The organism is Stenotrophomonas sp. B1-1 (genome assembly GCF_010894375.1).
Classification (GTDB): Bacteria; Pseudomonadota; Gammaproteobacteria; order Xanthomonadales; family Xanthomonadaceae; genus Stenotrophomonas.
The window spans coordinates 109,382-126,964 of record NZ_JAAIUZ010000013.1 but is presented as its reverse complement, the minus strand read 5'-3'; the positions used below and the strand labels follow the sequence as shown (position 1 = coordinate 126,964).

Sequence of the window (17,583 nt, the reverse complement as noted above, 5' to 3'; positions counted from 1 at the left end):
ACGGTCAAACTGATCCAGAACCGAATGCCCGGCACCGAACGCGATAGCCGCCGGCCCGGCCCCTTACACAGAGATGATCGAGATGACCACAACCATCCACCATGCTCCCAACGGTCTGCGACTGACCGATTTCCTCGACAAGAGTCACGAAGCGGCCCGCAACGTGGCCGGCAGCCTCGGCAGCGAGTCCATTGCGCCGGCCACCGAATCGATCCTGGCCGAGATCGCCCGCCAGGACGCCAGCCACCGCAACCAAGGACCGCATCGCAGCGTCTCGGCCAACGGCGCCCCGCAGCTGCGCGACCCGGATGCAGCGCTGCTGAAGGAGGCTGACGAACGCGCAGCCAACTTGTCCGGCGATGGCTTCCTGACCTGGGTTGCCGCCAGCCTGCAGCAGGTGATGGTGCGCCAGTCGCTGGACAGCCTGTACAGCCGCGCGATGGCCCTGCTGCAGAAGCTGGCCGGCAAGCAGCAGTCAGCCGAGCAGTTCAGTGCCGATTACCAGGCCGCACAGGATGCCTACGGTGAAGCTCTGGCAGCCGCTAGTGGCGCGGCCGGCGAAGCCGGTGAGGCCGTCACCGCCGCCAAAGCAGCCAAGGAAGAGGTGGCACGACTGCAGCAGGAGCTGGATGCCATGTCGCCGAGTGACCCTGCATATGCCGGCAAGCAGCAGCAGTTGTCCAACGCCAGCAGCCATGCCGGTGCACTGCAGACAGCCGCCGATGCCGCTGTTGCACGCTCGGATGCCGCCGCCAAGTCTGCGGCCGATATCGGCAGCCAGTTGCAGGCAATGAACCAGCAGGCGGGCAGGGTCAGCGGCACCCTCAGCCAGACCGAGCAGCCCAACCGCACCATGTCTGCCCGCCTCACAGAGCTGATGGCCATGCTGCAGCAGCTGCTGGGCTACGCCCGTGAAGTGAACATGCAGGCCTCAGCCGAGGCGGCGGTGCAGGCCTTGAAGGCGCAGGAAACCGAAATGACCCACCTGGCCGAAGAGCGTGCCGAAGAACTGGCCAAGGCCGCCTCCACCTCGAAGTGGCTGGGTTGCATCGGCAAGATCATCGGATGGGTGGTCACCGTGGTGTCAGTCGTTGCCGCACCCTTCACCGGTGGCCTGTCGATGGCGCTGGCCGGCGTGGGCCTGACCCTGATGGTCACTGAAGAGGTCACTGGCTTCTCCGTACTGGGCGCTGCGCTCCAGCCGGTCATCCAGCTGGTGGTGAAGCTGGTGCAGGAACTGACCAAGGTCTTCGCCTCCCTGCTTGAGAGCATGGGCGTGGTCGATGGCGATGCCATCGCCCAAGTGCTGGCCTTCATCACTGCCGCACTGGTTGTGGCTGCCGTCGTCGTCGGAGGCTTCATGCTGGCCAAGGGTGCTGTGGCCAAGCTGCTTCCCAACATCGTCAAGCAGGTCTTTGGCCAGGTGTCCAAGGAAGCCACCCGTATCACCACTAAGATGGCGGCCAGCGTGGCCGGCAAGCAGGCAGGCGCATTCATGGCCAAGCATGGCGGCACCATTGCCGGCACCGCCACCGCCGTGGGCGGCGCGACGCAGGTCGGCACCGCGGTGGGCGGCGTGGTCGTGGCGAATATGCACGTGACCGCCGCCGAGCTGCTGTCTGACCAGGAGAACGTGAAGTTCAACATGGGCCAGACCCATCTCACCCTGGAAGCATTGAACGAGATGATCACCGCTCTGGAAGAAGCCATCAGCGCAATCATCCAGAGCATGGACGGCGCCATGGACTCCCGTCGCAGCACTGCCAAGTTCATGGCCGCCAACATCGGCGCGGTGTAATCCCCATACCCATCGACTGAGAAGATATCTATGACCACCGCTATATCCATCCCGATTACCCTATCACCCACGCTGCTGAGCACCGTGGGCCTGAAGGATTCTCGCCCGGCCACCGTGCCTGCGGCCCTGGACAGCAAGGTAGTCACCCAGATTGCCGAAGCCCGTGCCAACCACGGCAATGAAACCGTACCGCGGCTGCGCGAGCCGCGCGGCCAACTGGCTGCTGCCGTGCAACTGGGTGCGATTTCACAACTGGAGGGCGAGCTCACCCTGGCCCCGCTGACCGATCCGGAGATCGCTGCAGCAGTGGGCGAACTGCTGTCGCAGGAGCTCGATCACCAGTACCACAAGGCAACCGAAAAGCACGCAGACGGCACTGCCCCGTCCCTGGGCAACATCATGCGCTTTGCAGAAGCCATGGCTGAAAAGCTAGCTGCAGGCGCGGGCGAGCTCATGCAGCGCACCAGTGCGGACGGCGGCACGCTGCCGGCCGCGGCGGCCATCGCTACACTGGCCGAGCGCCTGGCAGGCGAGGCCGCACTCGCGCTGCCGGCGGCGATGGAAGGCACGCAGATGGAGGACTCTCCAGAGCGCTACGGCATTCCGTTTGCGGTAGACAAGGCCTTCGCGATCTTTGTGCTGCTGATCGAAGCCTATTGCACGGCTATGGCCTGCGAGAAGAACGCCTCGGCAATTGCCCATATTGCCGCGCACGAACTGACGCGGATGGCGGGCGAGCGCAACGTGGCCGGCGCCAAGGACCAGATGATCGCCTCAGCCGTCGGTGCGGCTTTCACCGCTGGCATCACCGTCGGCGCAATGAAGCAGATGTACAAGGGCGTCAAGTTGAATCGTGACAGCTTTGCCGGAAACGTGAAGCCGCAGTTCGCCAAGAGCGCCCAGATTGCCAAATCCGATACGGCCGGCCTGCGTGCAGCAACCAAACAGTCGCCGAGTACAAGTGCGGCACAGAAGGCCAGGAACGATGAGATCGTCAACGCCAACGACATGCGCAACGATCCGGCAACCTACCAGGCCGCGCACAGCGAAAACCAGGTGCAGGCCAACTGGCATATGGCCAAGGGCCAGGCCATCCAGGGCATGGCAATGCCGCTGAACACCTTCATCAATAGTGCCGGCGCAGTGGCTGAGGCGGAGGACCGTGCCCTCGCGCAGATTCTACAGCAGGGTGCCAGCACGGAAGCCGACCATGCCGCCCAGCGCACCGATGAGGCGCGCAACGACAAGCAGAGCATGCAGAAGGCACTGGAAACGCTCGAGAACGAGCGCCGTATGGCCCAGGACGTCATCAACCAGATGACTCGGGCCTGATTCAACAAGACAAGGGGAGGTGCGCCTCCCCGCTGGAGAACCCTATGAGCATCACCATCAACAGCGGTGAGAACCGCAGCGCCTTCATGCTGGCTGTACTGGAACAGCAGCAGGCAGCAAACATCCAGGCCACGCTGAGTGAGGCAGTCGCTGCCGAGGTGGACGGCTGGCACAAGCGTGCCGAGCGCAATCTGGACGACAGCCGCAATGCACTGCGCGCCCGTCGCGACGCGATGAATCGCATGAGCCAGCAGCGCCACATTGAGTTGGAAGCCGAGCAGGTGCAGGAACCGAACGAAGAGGATGCGGTCCTGTTGGCAGAAGCCATGCGCCTAGAGCGCACCGCAAAAGATAAGCTGGGCAGGGCGGTGAGCAATATCGAATCCGCGCGTTCGGTGCTGGAGAGCGCCAGCGACGCATCGACGTCGGAGGAGACGCTTGGATTCAGCAATCACAATGAATTCTACGAAATGATCATCGCGCTTCTGGGTTCCCTGGACGCCGAATGGATGAGCAAGTACGAAGACGTGCTGGCCAACTACATCAAGTTCTTCGACGACCTGACCAAGGCCCTGGCCAAGCTGTCCGACGCCATCAAGAGTACCGACAAGGACGGCAATTTCGAGGTCGATTTCACTGAAGCGCAGAAGGCGTTGCAAGACGTAATTGACAAGTGGGAGGGGCTGCCGCTGGTGGATGGCTTCGAATCGGAGGCTGCGGCCGAGGCCTTCTTGACTGAGCTCGGCGTAACAGGTCTGGAAGTCGTACAGACCGGTACGAACCCCGTCAGCTGGGGTATCCGCGTCGATGTGAAAGAGGTTGCCGGAATCTTGGAACTGCTCAAGAGCGACCCCAAGATGGACCCGGCAAAGTACAACGCCATCATCTCCGCCAAGGACAGCCGCCTGGAGAGCTTCAGGCAGGTCAGCAATCTGCTCGCTGAAAAGTACCAGCGCCAGAACCAGCAGTGGGACACCCTGGCCAAGGTGCTGAGCAACAGCATCAAGGAAATGGACGAAGCACAGAAATCGTTCGTTAACGGTCTGTAACTCATTCTGGCAAGAGATAGACGTCCATGTCCGGCTTTTCGATATCCACCTACCACTGGGTAGAGGCTCTGCATGCCATACATCCTCCGCGAGATCCTAAGGCGCAGAACTTCTGCGGCCCGTTCACCGGTGCCGGGAACCTGGTCAAAGGGGCCCTCGATTCGGTAGGAAAACCGCTCACGGCCCATGGCAATCCGTTGCCTTCCGGTCTGGTGCGCAGCCATGTTAGCGCCGAGCATGAGGCGGGAATCACCCGTACCATCGTCAGCCAATTTCCGGGTGGTACCGGATCGAAGATCGATCATGATTCGGATGGATTCAAGAAGCTCGCAGGTTCGGATTTTGGCAGTCTGATTTACAGCGTCTCCCATCTGATGGCGCTTGGGAAACTGAGTGCGTCGGATCCTGCGGTCTTGGAGTTCGGGAAGATCGTGGAAGCTGCCGCCCACGATGAAGTCTTCCCGGACGCTTTCGGCACGCACAACTTCAAATACACTGACCGTCACGATGACGTGGTGCAGCGCTGCATTGCATTGAAAAGCACGCTCTTTGCCGCAGCGCAGAAAGCCTATGGTGACGTGGATGGCATCATCGCCGCCATTGATGCGCAGTTTGCATCGCCGGATCTGAACCTGGTGCTGTCGGCACATGCTGCAAGCGGCGGAAAGGTCGATGAATCTGCGATAGCGCAGTTGCTTGCCAAGGCCCGCGCGGAAGGTGATTCGGGTGATCTGGGCCGGATGATCTATGAGTTGCGCAAGATGTCCTCGCTGGTCGATGTGGGCGGCGCTGTGGAACCGGGGCGCGCGGATGGTGTGGGTGATGTTCCGGGTGCTGCTCGTCCAGCAGATCGTTTCCGCGACTGCTTCCATGGCTGCCACAACTGTGACGGGTTCACCGAGCGTGAGGCCATCCGTGCACGCGAATCGGCAGACCGTCGCTATTCGGAAATGCTTGCGCACGATCGTGAGGAAACCTTCCGTGCGTGGGCAAGGGCTTGGGCAGGTGGTGGTTCGTTCCGTACCCCGTCGGAGGCCAGCCACTCCTCGGCATCATCGACGATGGGGCAGAATCCCGATGCGGCTCTGGCGTCATTGCAGAAGGCTATCCGTAGTGCCAGCGCGTTGATTACCGACGCCGCTGGTGGTATGGACGCACGGGGCAAGGAAGGTTTGAAAGACCTGGCGCTCAGGCTGGTCTCTGTCGAGGCTGAGCTGGGGAATGGTGGCAACCCTGCTGAGCTGAGGCCTGTTGTTTCGCAGATCAAGGCGGACATCCACGTCGCCGTGAAGGAGAATGCGTATCGCGCGGGTGCTACTGATCTGGAGTCGGCCAGCGCCGAGAAGGCGGAGGCACTGCTGAACGCGCGTCGCGATGCCGTCGACAATGCGGTCCTGCATGGCCAGTCGCAGGCGAAGGTGCTGGCGAAATTTGATCCCGAAACAGCTGCAGCCTTCAGTGGCGAGCTGGATGAGCTCTCCACCGCGCTGGCAGGGGCCACCACCCTGGAGCAGATCAACGAGATTGGCGAAGAGGTCATCGTCCTCATCCGGGGGGTGGACGCCGAGGTGGACGCCGCCATCGACGCCAGCACCGCAGGCGCGAAGGCGGACAGTGCGCAGGCCGCAAACGATGCATTTGAAGGTCGGCGCAGCCTGGTTGGCAACGACATCGCGCATGGCCGATCAAAGGCCAACGTCCTGGCGACCCTGGATGCCGACGCGGCTGCGGGCTTCATGACGCGGTTGGATGGAGCGGCCGTCGCGCTGGCTGACGCCACCGATATTGCGCAGATCAATGTGGTCGACTCTCAGGTCAAGGCAATCGGCAAGGCGCTAGACAGCCATCTGGCCGCCGCCATCGCGGCAGGTGCTGAGAACTTGGAGTCGGCCAGCGCCGAGAAGGCGGAGGCACTGCTGAACGCGCGTCGCGATGCCGTCGACAATGCGGTCCTGCATGGCCAGTCGCAGGCGAAGGTGCTGGCGAAATTTGATCCCGAAACAGCTGCAGCCTTCAGTGGCGAGCTGGATGAGCTCTCCACCGCGCTGGCAGGGGCCACCACCCTGGAGCAGATCAACAAAACCGGCGACGGAGCCAACAGAATCCTCGAACGCCTGAACTTGGCACTGGACGAGGGTATTGCCAATGCAGGTCCCAATAGCGACTCAGCCGCAGCACAAAAGCGCGCAAGCGACCTGCTGGACCAGATTGAACAACTGCGGGAGGACATGGCAAGTGCGGTGGTCCCGGTGGCCACACTTGACCGGTTCAAGGATGTACTCCCCCAGCGCGATACGACCTTCGCTGAGTATCGCGGCGTCATCAGCCTGAAACGTAATGCAATCGATGAGGAACTGCATGACTGCATTGCAAGCTTCCAAAAGAAAATTGCACACATGGAAGGTGAATTGTATTCGATCATTCGCGGGGCGTCCAACTCATCCAAGCTCGGCGGTTTGGAAGCGGCTGTACATGCCATCCGTGTCGAATTCCGCGAGCAGACCGATGCTATCTGGGGTCAGCGGGACGACCTTTCTGTAGTGGGTGGTCTATCAAACGATAGTTATATTTGGACAAGACTTACTAAAATAGAGCCAGTTCACAACGGCAATTATGCTCGCCTTGCCAATAGGAATCGTCGGCCCTGAACGGCCAGAAACATTGATTCTTCAAACCTGAACCAGAAACGTCGCCCTCATGGGCGGCGTTTTCCTTTCGAACGCCTTCGAATCCTAGCCCGCGCCCCGCAGCGTAACGTGCCGCCTGTCGCGCCTTTGCGGCCCATCAATACGCCATGCCGAATGAATTCGACGATATTCTCGAACACGCTCGAAACCCTGGTGCCCATCATCTGCGAGCACACCGGCTTCCGCCCAGAGGAAGTGCTGCCGTCCATGCGCTTGCACGAGGATCTGTGCATCGATTCGCTGGCCCTCCACGCCATTCTGATGGACGCGGAAGAGGCGTGGGGCGTGATGCCCGGCATCGAGCAGATGGGCCGCGCCGGCACCCTGGCCGAGCTTGCAGGTGAGATCGCCGGCATGCGGTGCTCCCCGTGATCCGCAGGGCGCCCCTGTCAGCCTTGGCGGTGCTCGCCATGGTGCTGGTAGCTTCAGCCCAGGCCGAACCCTCGCCGCCGCCAAGTGGCCCGCTCTACGTGGGCTTGGGCATCAACGGCGAGATAGAAGTGAGTCCGCTGCCTTTCCAAGGCGCAAGGGCACTCGGGCCCCACTCACCCGGCTGGCTCGACGGCGCGCCGGCCGCGCCCGCATCCATGCCGGCAGCGATTGCGCCCGCCACGGAGAAAGCCGCCCGCGATCCGGCCATAAATCTAGCGGTCCTGAAGGCGGCAGATAGGCATGGTGTCGACGCCAACCTGCTCCACGCCGTCATCAAGGTTGAATCGAATTATCGCCGCCGCGCGGTGTCCCGCACGGGTGCGGCTGGCCTGATGCAGTTGATGCCCGCGACCGCAAAGCGCTTTGGTGTATCCGATCGTTTCAACATCGAGCAGAACATCTCCGGCGGGGCCGCCTATCTGAAATGGCTGAGTAAGCGGTTCGCGGGTAATCTTGATCTGATCCTGGCCGCGTACAACGCAGGGGAGGGCGCAGTGCAGAAGCACGGAAACCGCATCCCGCCCTATAAGGAAACCCGCGCTTATGTCAGCAAAGTGCGGGCACATTATGTCGCTTTCGGGTCCTGATGCTATTCGCTTGAATTCGAAGCATGGCTTCGAAGCGACTGCCTAAACTACGCCACGACATCGAAGCCGGAGCACCGGCCAGCCGAAGGCAATGATGAAACTGAAAATTCTGTCCGGCCCATTTCTGGGCCTGGAATATAATCTTGAGTGCGGTGACACTGTACTGCAGCTGGTGCGCGATGTCGCCACTACTGCCTCGGAATCCGGTCACGCGCTTTCCACCGCTCATAACGTTCTGCTGGTGGCAACCGATGGCCTGCAGGGGCGGCTGATCATCCGCTGCCCTCACGCCGATGCTGAATCTTCCGCCCAGGTGGCGGAGCAGGCTGACGATGGCAGCGATGCCGGCATCTTCGTTCCCGTGCTGATGAACGAACCGCAGTGCCACCTGGGCCTGCACCTAGCGATGGCGCCGACTGGGGTCCCCTGGAGCGCATCGGTGCTGGACTTCGTGCCGCCACCGACCGGTATCGTGCCGGACGCCGCGCATCACCGCACCGCGCCGTCAGCGTCGCGGCGCTGGCTGCCCACGGCACTCATGCTTGGTTCGCTGGCCGCCGCCGCCATCCTCTGTGGCGCGTACTACCTGCATCTTCCCGAGGTTCAGGCCACCAAACTTGCGTCGGTTCTGCAGCAGGCGCCAGGGCGCTACGAAGTTATCTCGACAGACGATCGCACCCTGTACGTGTTCGCGGACGACCAGGCATCGGCTGCTTGGGCTGAACGAGCAGTGCGTCGCGCCGATCGCTGGAACGCGCAGGTCAAGGTGCGCAGCGAGGAACAGGTGCGCGTGGAATCCTGGCTGATCCGCCAGGGTCTGCAGCCGGTGATCGTGCGGCTGGATGACGCCGCCAATGCCGAAATTGTTCTCAATGGCGTGCCCAGCGGGCCCGCACGCGAACGCCTGCGGCGTGTGGCGCAGGCGCAGATGCCTTATGCAACGCGCTTGAAGATCAGCGGCGTAAGCGATGCCGCGCTGATCGCCATGGCACGCGATGAACTCAAGACGCTCGGCGTCACCACCCGCGCCGATATGGTCGGCGGCCGCACAAGCGTATCCAACACTGTTTTCCTGGATGACGCCACGCTCGCGTCGATGGCCGCATACAGCCGCCAGTTCGAACGGCGCTGGGGTGCACGCCGGGTCACCGTGAACGCCCGCCTCTGGGACGATGTCCTGCGCGGCCGCTCCTTCCGCTATGCCCCTGGCCAGCTGATGTCGGTCGGTCAGGGGCGTTGGGAATACTCCGAGAACCTGCGCTGATTGGCGCGTCCAACAAAGAAGCCACATGAATATCAACAGCAACAGTACCCATGCACCCGTGCTTCCCAACTGGTGGGATGGCGACCACGAACTGCCCGTGCCGCCGGGCGCTCCTTGGGATGGCTGGCTTGACCAGCACAGCAAGGAATTCAACGAAGGCGTCAACACCCTGAAATCGGCGCTGGAAGCGGCCTTCGAAGCATTGAAGGAAGCACCCTCCGATCCGACCGCACTGGCCAGCTACCAGACCAAGCTATCCGAATACAACATGTACCGCATGCTGCAGTCCAACTCGTCCAAGACGCTGGCCGACATGCAGAAGCAGAACATCCGAAACATTGCCTAATAGAAGACCACCTGTATGAGCTCTGCAAACACCTTCGCCCTCCCGCCCGACCATTGGGATGGCGACCACAAGCCAGTGGATCCGACCGATCCCGCAAACGATTGGGACGGATGGCTGGATCAGCACAGCAAGGAATTCAACGACGGCGTAAACACCCTGAAATCGGCGCTGGAAGCGGCCTTCGAAGCATTGAAGGAAGCACCCTCCGATCCGACCGCACTGGCCAGCTACCAGACCAAGCTATCCGAATACAACATGTACCGCATGCTGCAGTCCAACTCGTCCAAGACGCTGGCCGACATGCAGAAGCAGAACATCCGCAATATCGCCTGATTGTCGCGCGATTGCTTCAAGGAACTCCGATGCATTTCTTTCCAATCGACCCGGCAGCGGTCAGCTTGCAGCCGGCCATTGCCGAAGGGCAGGCCGTGCCACTGTCCGACCGCTTTAAGCGCCATGCGGCCAGTGCCTACCTGGAAGCGGGCGTGGACCGTGCAGTCATCGAGGGCATGGCAAATGACCCGGTCACCGCAAGCAATCCGGCGCTGCTATGGGAACTGCAGCAGCGCCAGGAAGCCTACACCAAGCGCATGACCCTGGCTGCGGTGATGACCAATCACCTGGTGAAGGGTGTTGAAACCCTGGTAAAGACCTGATGGATGCGAAGACGCGAATCCAGCGCGCGGCGGCTGCAGGTATGCTACTGGTGTCCTTGGCTGCCTGTTCGAAGGTGGCTGTGCTGGAGGGCCTCGACGAGCGGCAGGCCAACGAGGTCGTAGCAACGCTGCTTCGCCAGAATATCGAGGCGGACAAGACGGCCAACGGCAAATCGGGCTATTCGGTAACGGTGGATGAGGCCAATCTGGTCCAGGCCATCGATCTGATGCGTGAACATGATCTGCCGCGCGCACCGCGCGGGCAGATCTCCGATGCCTTTCCCGCCGATGCGATGATCAGCACGCCACTGAGCGAAAAGGCTCGCCTGCTCTCTGCCGTCGAACAGCGTCTGGAAGAATCCCTTTCGGTCCTTGATGGTGTACGCAGTGCCCGCGTGCACGTCAGCTACGACGGCGTGGATGATTCCAGTGGCGTGGCCAAGCGTGCGGGCAAGGCCAAGCACGTCGCCGTGGTTCTGGTGCACGAGCAGGGCATCCATGAGGCCACCCTGGTGCAGAACAGCAAGCGTTTCCTGCGCAACGCGTTCGAAGATCTGTCCTACGATGATGTATCGGTGGTGCTGGCCCAGGCCAATGCAACCCGTGTGCTGGCAGTGACGCCGGCCGCCTCGTCCTTGCAGGGTTGGCTTGCCGGCCTGATCGCCTGCGTGCTGGGTCTGCTGCTGGGTGCGCTGTGGATGATGCGTCGCGGTCTCAGCCGCGCCTGGGCGAGCCTGTCCTCACGGCTGCCGCGCAGCAAGCAGAGCGCGGACCATGCTGGCGCGTGACCTGCAGGCCTGGCGTATAGCCGCTGATCCGGTGGCCTACCACCACCGTTGGAGGCACGCGCAGCACGGTCTCACTGGCAATCGCCGCTCGGCGGTGAATGCGGCCATGGCAGCGCAGCACGCATTGGTGGCGAGCGATGGGTGCATCGACGCAAGCCCGTTGGCGAGCCGGCTGATCGCCAGCTGGAACCATCTGGAGATCGCTGCTGAGCTGGTGGCAATGGCCAAGCAGCCCTGTGCAACCATCGCGCATCCCGACTTCATCCGCCTGCCTGCGTCCATGCGGCAGTTCATGCGCCTGGGCTTTGCGCCGGCGCAGCACGCGTGCAGGACCCCCATGAGCCGCGGGCAGCTGCAGAGCTGGGGTGCCGGTTACATCCTTGAAGGCCTGGGCCCCTGCCTGCCGCACTGGCTGACGCAGCGCCTGGCCCTGCCTTTCCCATCCATCAACGAAGGTACGGGCGTGCGTCCGCAAACCTTCGATCATTCCTGCTTCTGGAGCGCCTTGAGCCATGCTCAGACAGTTACCGTTGCCCTCAGGCACCCTTCCCACTGATGTGGTGGTTGCTGCGTCGGCGCTTGGCCGGGCGCAGCAGGCCAACGACATCGTCGCCCAGGCGCAGGCAGACGCCGCCGAGCTGACGCGCGCAGCTGACGCCGCCGCAGCCCGGCTGAAGGAGCAGGCGCAGCGCCAAGGCTATATCGATGGCTACGCGCAGGTACTGCAGACCGTCATGCCGGTCATCGCCGACCTGTTGGCCGAGCGCTCGCGCTGGGTTGATTCGGTCCGTGAAGCCGTGCTGTCGCAGCTGTCTGCAGAGCTGGCACGATTGGATTTCTCCCAGGCGCAGATCGAGCGCTGGTGCAGTGTCCAGCGTGAGGAGGGCGCCCGCGAGGTGGCGGTATACGTGCCCCGCGCACAGCAGGATCTCCTCCAGGTCCTCCAGCACCAGCTTGATGGCCATGCACGCGTGGAGGCGGCCGATGTCGCGGCACCGGTAATGACTGCGGATGATCTGGTGTTCGTGCTGGAGCCGGGCACCAACCTGCCTGTGTCGCCTGCCACCGATCAGCTTGGCCCCACCATTGCGGCATTTGCCGAGTACCAGGCCGGCCGCTTCATGCGCCTTGCCATCCGACCCAGCGCCACCAGGGAGTCATGAAATGAACATTACGCCGTTAGTATCGGGAGCTGTGTGGCCCGTCCAGAACATTGGGGATTACTCAAGCGTCATTTCCCTAGCGGACCGGATGAAAGCCTCGCTGCCGCCGAGCCAGGGCGTAGAGGGGCGCGGTCTCTGGCCTGTCGAAGAACAGGAGGATTGGCAGGAACAGCAGCTGCAATGTGAGGTGGGAGGGCGCAAGGACGCCTATCAGGACATGTTGATCCAACCGTTCATCGAGCAGTTGTTCTACGGCGAGGAAGAGGAGACGGGCAACGTGACCCTGTCCACGATGTTGTAATACGGCCCTGCCTGAAGTTCGAACCACTTCTAGCCGATGGCAGGGCAAGGCATCGCATTCTGTGGATCCACTACTGGATCCTCAGAATGAGTACCATCTCCCGCGCTTTCCCTTCCACCGCGGTTGCCGCCCTGATAGGTCGCGCATGGACGCGCCTGGTGTCGCCCATCGCTACAGGCGCTACGCAGCAGCACGCGCAGGCCACGCGTCATGGGCGATGCATCGGTCGGCTGCACGGTCTTTGGCACCGCAATCACCTAGCGCCCCACCTTGCGCTGTTCGGGCTGGGCACACCCGGCGATTTGTATCTGCGGGAAGCGCGCGGCCTCGCATCGCAGCTCAACCGTCGCCTGCACATTCTCTACGCAGGCGATCACGGCGCCGGCCTCGGGCGTCCACTGGAGCTGCTGCACAGCGGCTTGGCCGAACAGGTGACCCTTTTGGCGGCGAGCCACCGCTGTGCCCGCCAACTGCGCGTGGCCGCTGAGGCGCTCGGTATGGCCGATGACTTCTTCATCGTCACGCCTGAACAACCCCATTCCAGCAAGCACGCGCACGATTTGGTCGTGCTGGACCAATGGCGTCCGGCCCATATGGATGCGCCGACGCTGTGCAGCCTGCTTGACCGCGTTCTGTCAGAGCAGGGCATGATTGCCTGGACCGGCAGCATTGGTTGTAGGCAGGGCACCTGGCCCGCCATCGAACAGCAGATCTGCAGCCAGCTGGACGCGCTGGGTATGCAGGATCCTCGACCCGCCCGAGCGGCGCGCGCATCCCCCGACCCCGCTTGTCAGCCTGCCGACTTGGTGGCCGCCTTGGGCAAGCACTTCCAGTTCGAGCTATTCCATACCTACGGTGGCGCCGTGGTGTCGTACGTGGAAACGCCGCTGGCGACAACGCTGGCCGCGCACGAAGACACCGAAGTGCTTCTGGCCAGCATTGATCGCTATGACCGGCAATGCCTGCAGGAACGCATGTATCCTCCCACCCGCGTACTGGCCACCCTGCGCCGCTCGGTGCACGCGCGCATGCGCCAGCACGTTCCGCTATCACCCCGGGAGTTCGTCGCGATGGTGGCACAGCATCGCCTCACTTAGAGCAGGTGATCCAGCAGATGGTTGGCCACCGCACGGTGCAGATCCGGATCGCTCTGGATGCGCAGCTTGCGGAACGCTGCGCGCTTCTGCGTGCTGATGGTCGCCTCAGTTCTGTTGAACTTGGCGGCGATCGCCGAAGTGGTCATGCCCTTGATGCAGCAGCGGATGACTTCCCGCTCGCGATCAGTCAGTTTGGCGTTGGCCGACGGTGTTACCACCGCTGCCGGCAATTCCGGGGATACAAAGGTCTGCCCCCGCAGCACCGCGCGGATGGCGGTCAGCAGCAGCTCCGGGTCCTGGGTCTTGCCCACGAAGGCGGACGCCCCCCGATCCAGCAGGACATGCACATTGGCGGGCCCTTCCGAGCCGGAAAGCATGATCACCCGAGTATCAGGAAAATCCCGGCGCAGGCGTATCAGCAGGTTCAGTCCATCGGCATCTGCCGGGTCCAGCTGATAATCCAGTACCACCAGTTCCGGCGGCGCCACTTTCATGGCCTTCAGCAGGTCGGATGAGCGCTCGAACGCGCCGGTGACGTCCAGCAGCTGGTCACCCCGCAGCACCTGGGCCACGGCCTTCAACACCACCGGGTGGTCATCCAGAACCATGATCGTCCTGCGGCTCATCTGCTGTCCTCGGCCCGTTTGCAACAAGCTAACCCGCGAAGACGTCGCATGCAATTTCGTGCTGCATTTTCAGGAGACCGCGTTTCTTCACGTGGTTTTGACATGGTTGGACCGCGTATGGGCAGCGATATACGTATACAGCGCCCATTCCAGTCAGCGGCTGGTCATATTCGAACAGAATCGATTGTTCGCGACGCACATTTCTCTAAATGTAATCGCCAGACACTAGGAACGCTGCACGATGCAGAACATGATGCAAGCAACAACAATCGCTCTGGTAGATGACCATCCGCTGGCGCTGCATGGGCTCAAACTGGTGTTGGCCAAGGTGGCTGGCACCCGGATCGTAGGGGCATTCGAGCACCCGCGTGGCCTGCTGGCATTGCTGAGGACCACCCCCATCGATGTGGTGATTCTAGACTACGCGCTGGGCGTGACTGAGCCACCGACGGTGGAACTCATCCGCAAGATTCACCTCGAATATCCCGCTCGTATCGTAGTGTACAGCGCAATGCAGGGGACCTTCATTCAACGCGCCTGCCTCGACCAGGGGGCATTCCGTTTCGTACAGAAGCGGCAATCGCTGGAAGACCTAGTGGGCGCTGTCCGCGCCTGCATGGAGGCCGGCCGACGCTTCATTGGCTGATCGTGCATTTTAAGCCCGGGCGCTCGAATTCGCTTGGATTCGAAACCCCACGATTCGCCGGTATTCTAGGGTTTCAGGGTATTCATTCACCTGGTGTCCTTCGACATGAAACCCGGCCTCACCGGGCCGCGCATTCTGCGCGGCCTCCTATTTGTCTTCGCGCTGCTAGGCAGTTTCCCCGCCCTGGCCAAGATCATCGTGTCGCCCGCGGCCGGGCGGCAAGCCGATGCGTTTGTGGGCGAAGGCTATGGCCCGCTGCAGATCCGGATCTCCGGCGGTACAGCGCCGTACTCGCTTCAGGGCAGCACGGTTGCATTGCCGATCGGTATGACCATCGATTTCGACGTATCCACCAGCACGGTCACCATTGCGGGCGAGCCTGCACAGGCCGGCGACAGCTTTCGTGTCGACCTGCTGATCACCGATGCGAACAACGAGACACTGCAGACCGGCGGCTTCCATATCCACGCTCAGCCGTCACGGTCACTGTTCTTCACCCCGGCTGCGCTATCCCGTGCAGAAGTGGGAAGGCCTGTCGAGGTCATCTACATCCCGCAGAAGGGCCAGGCGCCCTACGTATTCCAGGCCGCCGGCCCGCTGCCGCCCGGCCTCTCGCTTGACGCCCATGGGCGCCTGAGCGGTACCCCGCAAAGACCCGGCGAGTTCGATTTCCAGGTCCGCCTCAGCGACGTCAATGGCAGCCAGAAGACCCAGGATTACACCCTGCAGGTAGAGGGCCAACCGCCGGCCGCTGCGCCGGTCACGTTCAGCATGCCCGCCAACGCAGCCGCCACCGAGGTGCCGCTCGCCATCAACGGGGCCTTCGATGCTGTTGAAATTGCCGACCCGCCTGCTACTGGACAGGCAGAGGTGCGCGGTTCGGCACTGTTCTACCGCCCTGCGCCCGGCCACATCGGCGTTGAGCGATTCCGCTATCGCGCGCGCAATGCGTACGGCGTTTCCGCACCGGCAGATATCACGGTGCAGATTGTGGGTGTCATCGAATTGCCGAGCGCTGGCGACGTTGCCTTCAGCCTGCCGGCCAATAGCGTGGACACACCGGTGCCGTTAGCTATCAGCGGGGCGCAGCCCAGTGCGGTCAGCCTTGCGTCTGCCCCGTCCCACGGCCGCGCCGACATCCGCGGCACCGGCATCGTTTACACGCCTGCAGCAGGCTACGCCGGCATTGACACCTTCCAGTACCGCGCGCATCTGGGCAATGCCGCAACGCCAGCGGCGACGGTCACCATTACGGTGGTCGACGGCTTGGCCATCCCGGAAATCACCGGGAGTCACCTCACCATCGTAAGTGGCAGCAAGGGCATCCTGTTGCCTCTGGTGATGGCCGGCGGTGCGGCCGATCGCCTGATCCTGCTAGGCAAGCCCGAGCAAGGCAAGGCGCACGTGGATGGCCTGACGCTGGTCTATGATGCCGCAGCCGGCTATATCGGGCAGGACAGCCTGACCGTCGCGGCCGAGAACGGTGCCGGTCGTTCACCGTCAGCGTCGGTCACCCTGGATATCGTGGCCGCCAGCACGCGTAACTATCAGTTGCAGATTGAGCAGGGCGGAATGGCGTCGCTCACGCTGTCGGCCCCCGACCTGCCTGTTGCTGCCGCCGAGGTGCTGGCCTTATCGCCGTCCAATGCAGGGCGCGTAGCCATTATCGCCGATGAGGTGCAGGTGGAGCTTTCGCCGACATTCGTGGGTCAGGCGCAGATTGCACTGCGCCTTGTCGATGCCGCCGGCGCGGTCCATGAGGGCCATCTGGTGGTGGACGTTGCCAGCGCCATCCCGGCGCTGGATGCCTCGCTGGGGCTGCTGCTTCGTACGCAGCAGTTACAGGCCCACGAAGTTGCGCGCCTGCGGGCCAACCAAGTGGCGGGCCGCCAGTCGCAGCTGGCAGGTGGCGGGCACGGGTGGTCCGCGTGGCTCGATGCAAGCATGGGCGATCAGCGCTGGGTGCCGGCCGGCGATGAACACCGTCTGCGGGGCCAGGCATTCGGCATGGACCGCAGCGGTGAACGCCATCACCTTGGCGTGGCCCTCAGCCACGCCGCATCGCGTGCGCCATTGCCCACGGCCGGGCACAGCAAGCTGGCCGCGCACGGGCTGACCGCTTACGCGGGCTGGCAGGCCGAGGGTCTGTACCTGGACGCGCAGTTCGGCACCGGGGTACTGCACTACCGGGCTGAGCGCATGCAGTCCGGCAGCCAGGTAAGCAGCCAGCGCGACGGGCGGCAATGGCAGCTCCGCCTGCGCGCGGGCAGCTCGGTTGCATGGGGTGTGTGGACGGCGCTTGCATCCTTCGAGCTGGACGGCCAGTACAGTCACCTGTCCGGCGCGTTGGAACAGTTCCCGGGCGGCGACCTTATTCATATCGACGGTCAGTCCAGCTGGGCGGTCGAGCCAGCGCTGCGCGGCAGGCTTGCACGCCGCCTGCACTGGGGCCAGCTGCAGCTAACGCCCAGTTGGGAAGTGGCCCTTTCAGGCCGCTGGATGCAGCTTGACGGTGCCAGTGCCCACGATGCGGGTGGCCGCTGGGAGTTGCCCGTCTTGGTCGGCGAACGCGACCAGCGGCTGGGCTGGAGCCATCGGCTCGGGCTCGATCTGCAGCTGGCACCGGCCTGGCTGTTGCGGCTGGACTACCAGGCGGGCGCCCATGAAGGCGGCCAACGCGAAAGCCATTGGGGCATCCAGCTGCGCAATGGCTACTGACTCCGGCTGCACTGCACAGAATCGATCTGGGTTTCGAAGCATTTCGAAGCCCGGGCGACTCTCTATTCGAGATGCTGGTTTCAACCGATGAGG

Annotated in this window: 18 protein-coding genes; 17 read left to right on the top strand and 1 reads right to left on the bottom strand. The window is 62.9% G+C overall.

The window, feature by feature from the left end; genetic code table 11:
* The first annotated feature begins 82 nt into the window (after window positions 1-82).
* The 15 genes from sctE (at window position 83) to G4G00_RS12185 (ending at window position 13,500) form a co-directional block, all read left to right on the top strand.
* Complete coding sequence (gene sctE / locus G4G00_RS12255) at window positions 83-1,798, top strand: type III secretion system translocon subunit SctE (RefSeq protein ID WP_164273856.1); 1,716 nt, start codon at window positions 83-85, stop codon at window positions 1,796-1,798.
* Window positions 1,799-1,828: 30 nt separating this feature from the next.
* Complete coding sequence (locus G4G00_RS12250; RefSeq protein WP_164273853.1) at window positions 1,829-3,130, top strand: hypothetical protein; 1,302 nt, start codon at window positions 1,829-1,831, stop codon at window positions 3,128-3,130.
* Between the two features lie 44 nt (window positions 3,131-3,174).
* Entirely contained in the window at window positions 3,175-4,179 is a 1,005-nt protein-coding gene (locus G4G00_RS12245; RefSeq protein WP_164273850.1) for an IpaD/SipD/SspD family type III secretion system needle tip protein, read from the top strand.
* Between the two features lie 26 nt (window positions 4,180-4,205).
* Window positions 4,206-6,827 (top strand): hypothetical protein, encoded by a 2,622-nt coding sequence (locus G4G00_RS12240; RefSeq protein WP_164273847.1) that lies wholly within the window; start codon window positions 4,206-4,208, stop codon window positions 6,825-6,827.
* Window positions 6,828-6,980: 153 nt separating this feature from the next.
* Complete coding sequence (locus G4G00_RS12235; RefSeq protein ID WP_164273844.1) at window positions 6,981-7,238, top strand: hypothetical protein; 258 nt, start codon at window positions 6,981-6,983, stop codon at window positions 7,236-7,238.
* A 38-nt stretch (window positions 7,239-7,276) separates the two neighbouring features.
* Entirely contained in the window at window positions 7,277-7,885 is a 609-nt protein-coding gene (locus G4G00_RS12230; RefSeq protein WP_164273841.1) for a lytic transglycosylase domain-containing protein, read from the top strand.
* A 94-nt stretch (window positions 7,886-7,979) separates the two neighbouring features.
* The gene (locus G4G00_RS12225; protein ID WP_164273838.1) at window positions 7,980-9,149 is read left to right on the top strand and encodes a PrgH/EprH family type III secretion apparatus protein; all 1,170 of its coding nucleotides are present in this window, start codon (window positions 7,980-7,982) and stop codon (window positions 9,147-9,149) included.
* A gap of 25 nt (window positions 9,150-9,174) precedes the next feature.
* Window positions 9,175-9,495 (top strand): EscF/YscF/HrpA family type III secretion system needle major subunit, encoded by a 321-nt coding sequence (locus tag G4G00_RS12220; protein ID WP_164273835.1) that lies wholly within the window; start codon window positions 9,175-9,177, stop codon window positions 9,493-9,495.
* Between the two features lie 15 nt (window positions 9,496-9,510).
* Window positions 9,511-9,828 carry an EscF/YscF/HrpA family type III secretion system needle major subunit gene (locus tag G4G00_RS12215; RefSeq protein WP_164273832.1) on the top strand — a complete coding sequence of 106 codons (318 nt, stop codon included), beginning with the start codon at window positions 9,511-9,513 and terminating at the stop codon, window positions 9,826-9,828.
* Between the two features lie 29 nt (window positions 9,829-9,857).
* Complete coding sequence (locus G4G00_RS12210; protein WP_164273829.1) at window positions 9,858-10,151, top strand: hypothetical protein; 294 nt, start codon at window positions 9,858-9,860, stop codon at window positions 10,149-10,151.
* Window positions 10,151-10,939 carry a type III secretion inner membrane ring lipoprotein SctJ gene (gene sctJ / locus G4G00_RS12205; protein ID WP_275898496.1) on the top strand — a complete coding sequence of 263 codons (789 nt, stop codon included), beginning with the start codon at window positions 10,151-10,153 and terminating at the stop codon, window positions 10,937-10,939. The genes G4G00_RS12210 and sctJ overlap by 1 nt, the downstream gene beginning before the upstream one ends.
* Window positions 10,926-11,495 (top strand): hypothetical protein, encoded by a 570-nt coding sequence (locus tag G4G00_RS12200; RefSeq protein ID WP_164273823.1) that lies wholly within the window; start codon window positions 10,926-10,928, stop codon window positions 11,493-11,495. Before sctJ ends, G4G00_RS12200 begins: the two co-directional genes overlap by 14 nt.
* Window positions 11,452-12,102: a hypothetical protein gene (locus G4G00_RS12195; protein ID WP_164273821.1), complete on the top strand. Its 651-nt coding sequence runs from the start codon at window positions 11,452-11,454 to the stop codon at window positions 12,100-12,102. Before G4G00_RS12200 ends, G4G00_RS12195 begins: the two co-directional genes overlap by 44 nt.
* Window position 12,103: 1 nt before the next feature.
* Window positions 12,104-12,403 carry a hypothetical protein gene (locus G4G00_RS12190; protein ID WP_164273818.1) on the top strand — a complete coding sequence of 100 codons (300 nt, stop codon included), beginning with the start codon at window positions 12,104-12,106 and terminating at the stop codon, window positions 12,401-12,403.
* Between the two features lie 86 nt (window positions 12,404-12,489).
* Window positions 12,490-13,500, top strand: a complete 1,011-nt coding sequence (locus G4G00_RS12185) for a hypothetical protein (RefSeq protein WP_164273816.1) — start codon at window positions 12,490-12,492, stop codon at window positions 13,498-13,500.
* Here G4G00_RS12185 and G4G00_RS12180 read toward each other — a convergent pair.
* Window positions 13,497-14,108, bottom strand: coding sequence for a response regulator transcription factor (locus G4G00_RS12180; protein ID WP_275898499.1), 612 nt, complete (start codon window positions 14,106-14,108; stop codon window positions 13,497-13,499). The genes G4G00_RS12185 and G4G00_RS12180 overlap by 4 nt on opposite strands.
* A 259-nt stretch (window positions 14,109-14,367) precedes the next feature.
* On the opposite strand from G4G00_RS12180, the gene G4G00_RS12175 reads away from it, so the two are divergent.
* Together G4G00_RS12175 and G4G00_RS12170 are read left to right on the top strand one after the other, a co-directional pair.
* Window positions 14,368-14,772, top strand: a complete 405-nt coding sequence (locus G4G00_RS12175; protein WP_164273812.1) for a response regulator transcription factor — start codon at window positions 14,368-14,370, stop codon at window positions 14,770-14,772.
* A gap of 105 nt (window positions 14,773-14,877) precedes the next feature.
* On the top strand, window positions 14,878-17,490 hold the full coding sequence (locus G4G00_RS12170) for an Ig-like domain-containing protein (RefSeq protein WP_164273810.1): 2,613 nt from the start codon (window positions 14,878-14,880) through the stop codon (window positions 17,488-17,490).
* Window positions 17,491-17,583: the final 93 nt, after the last annotated feature.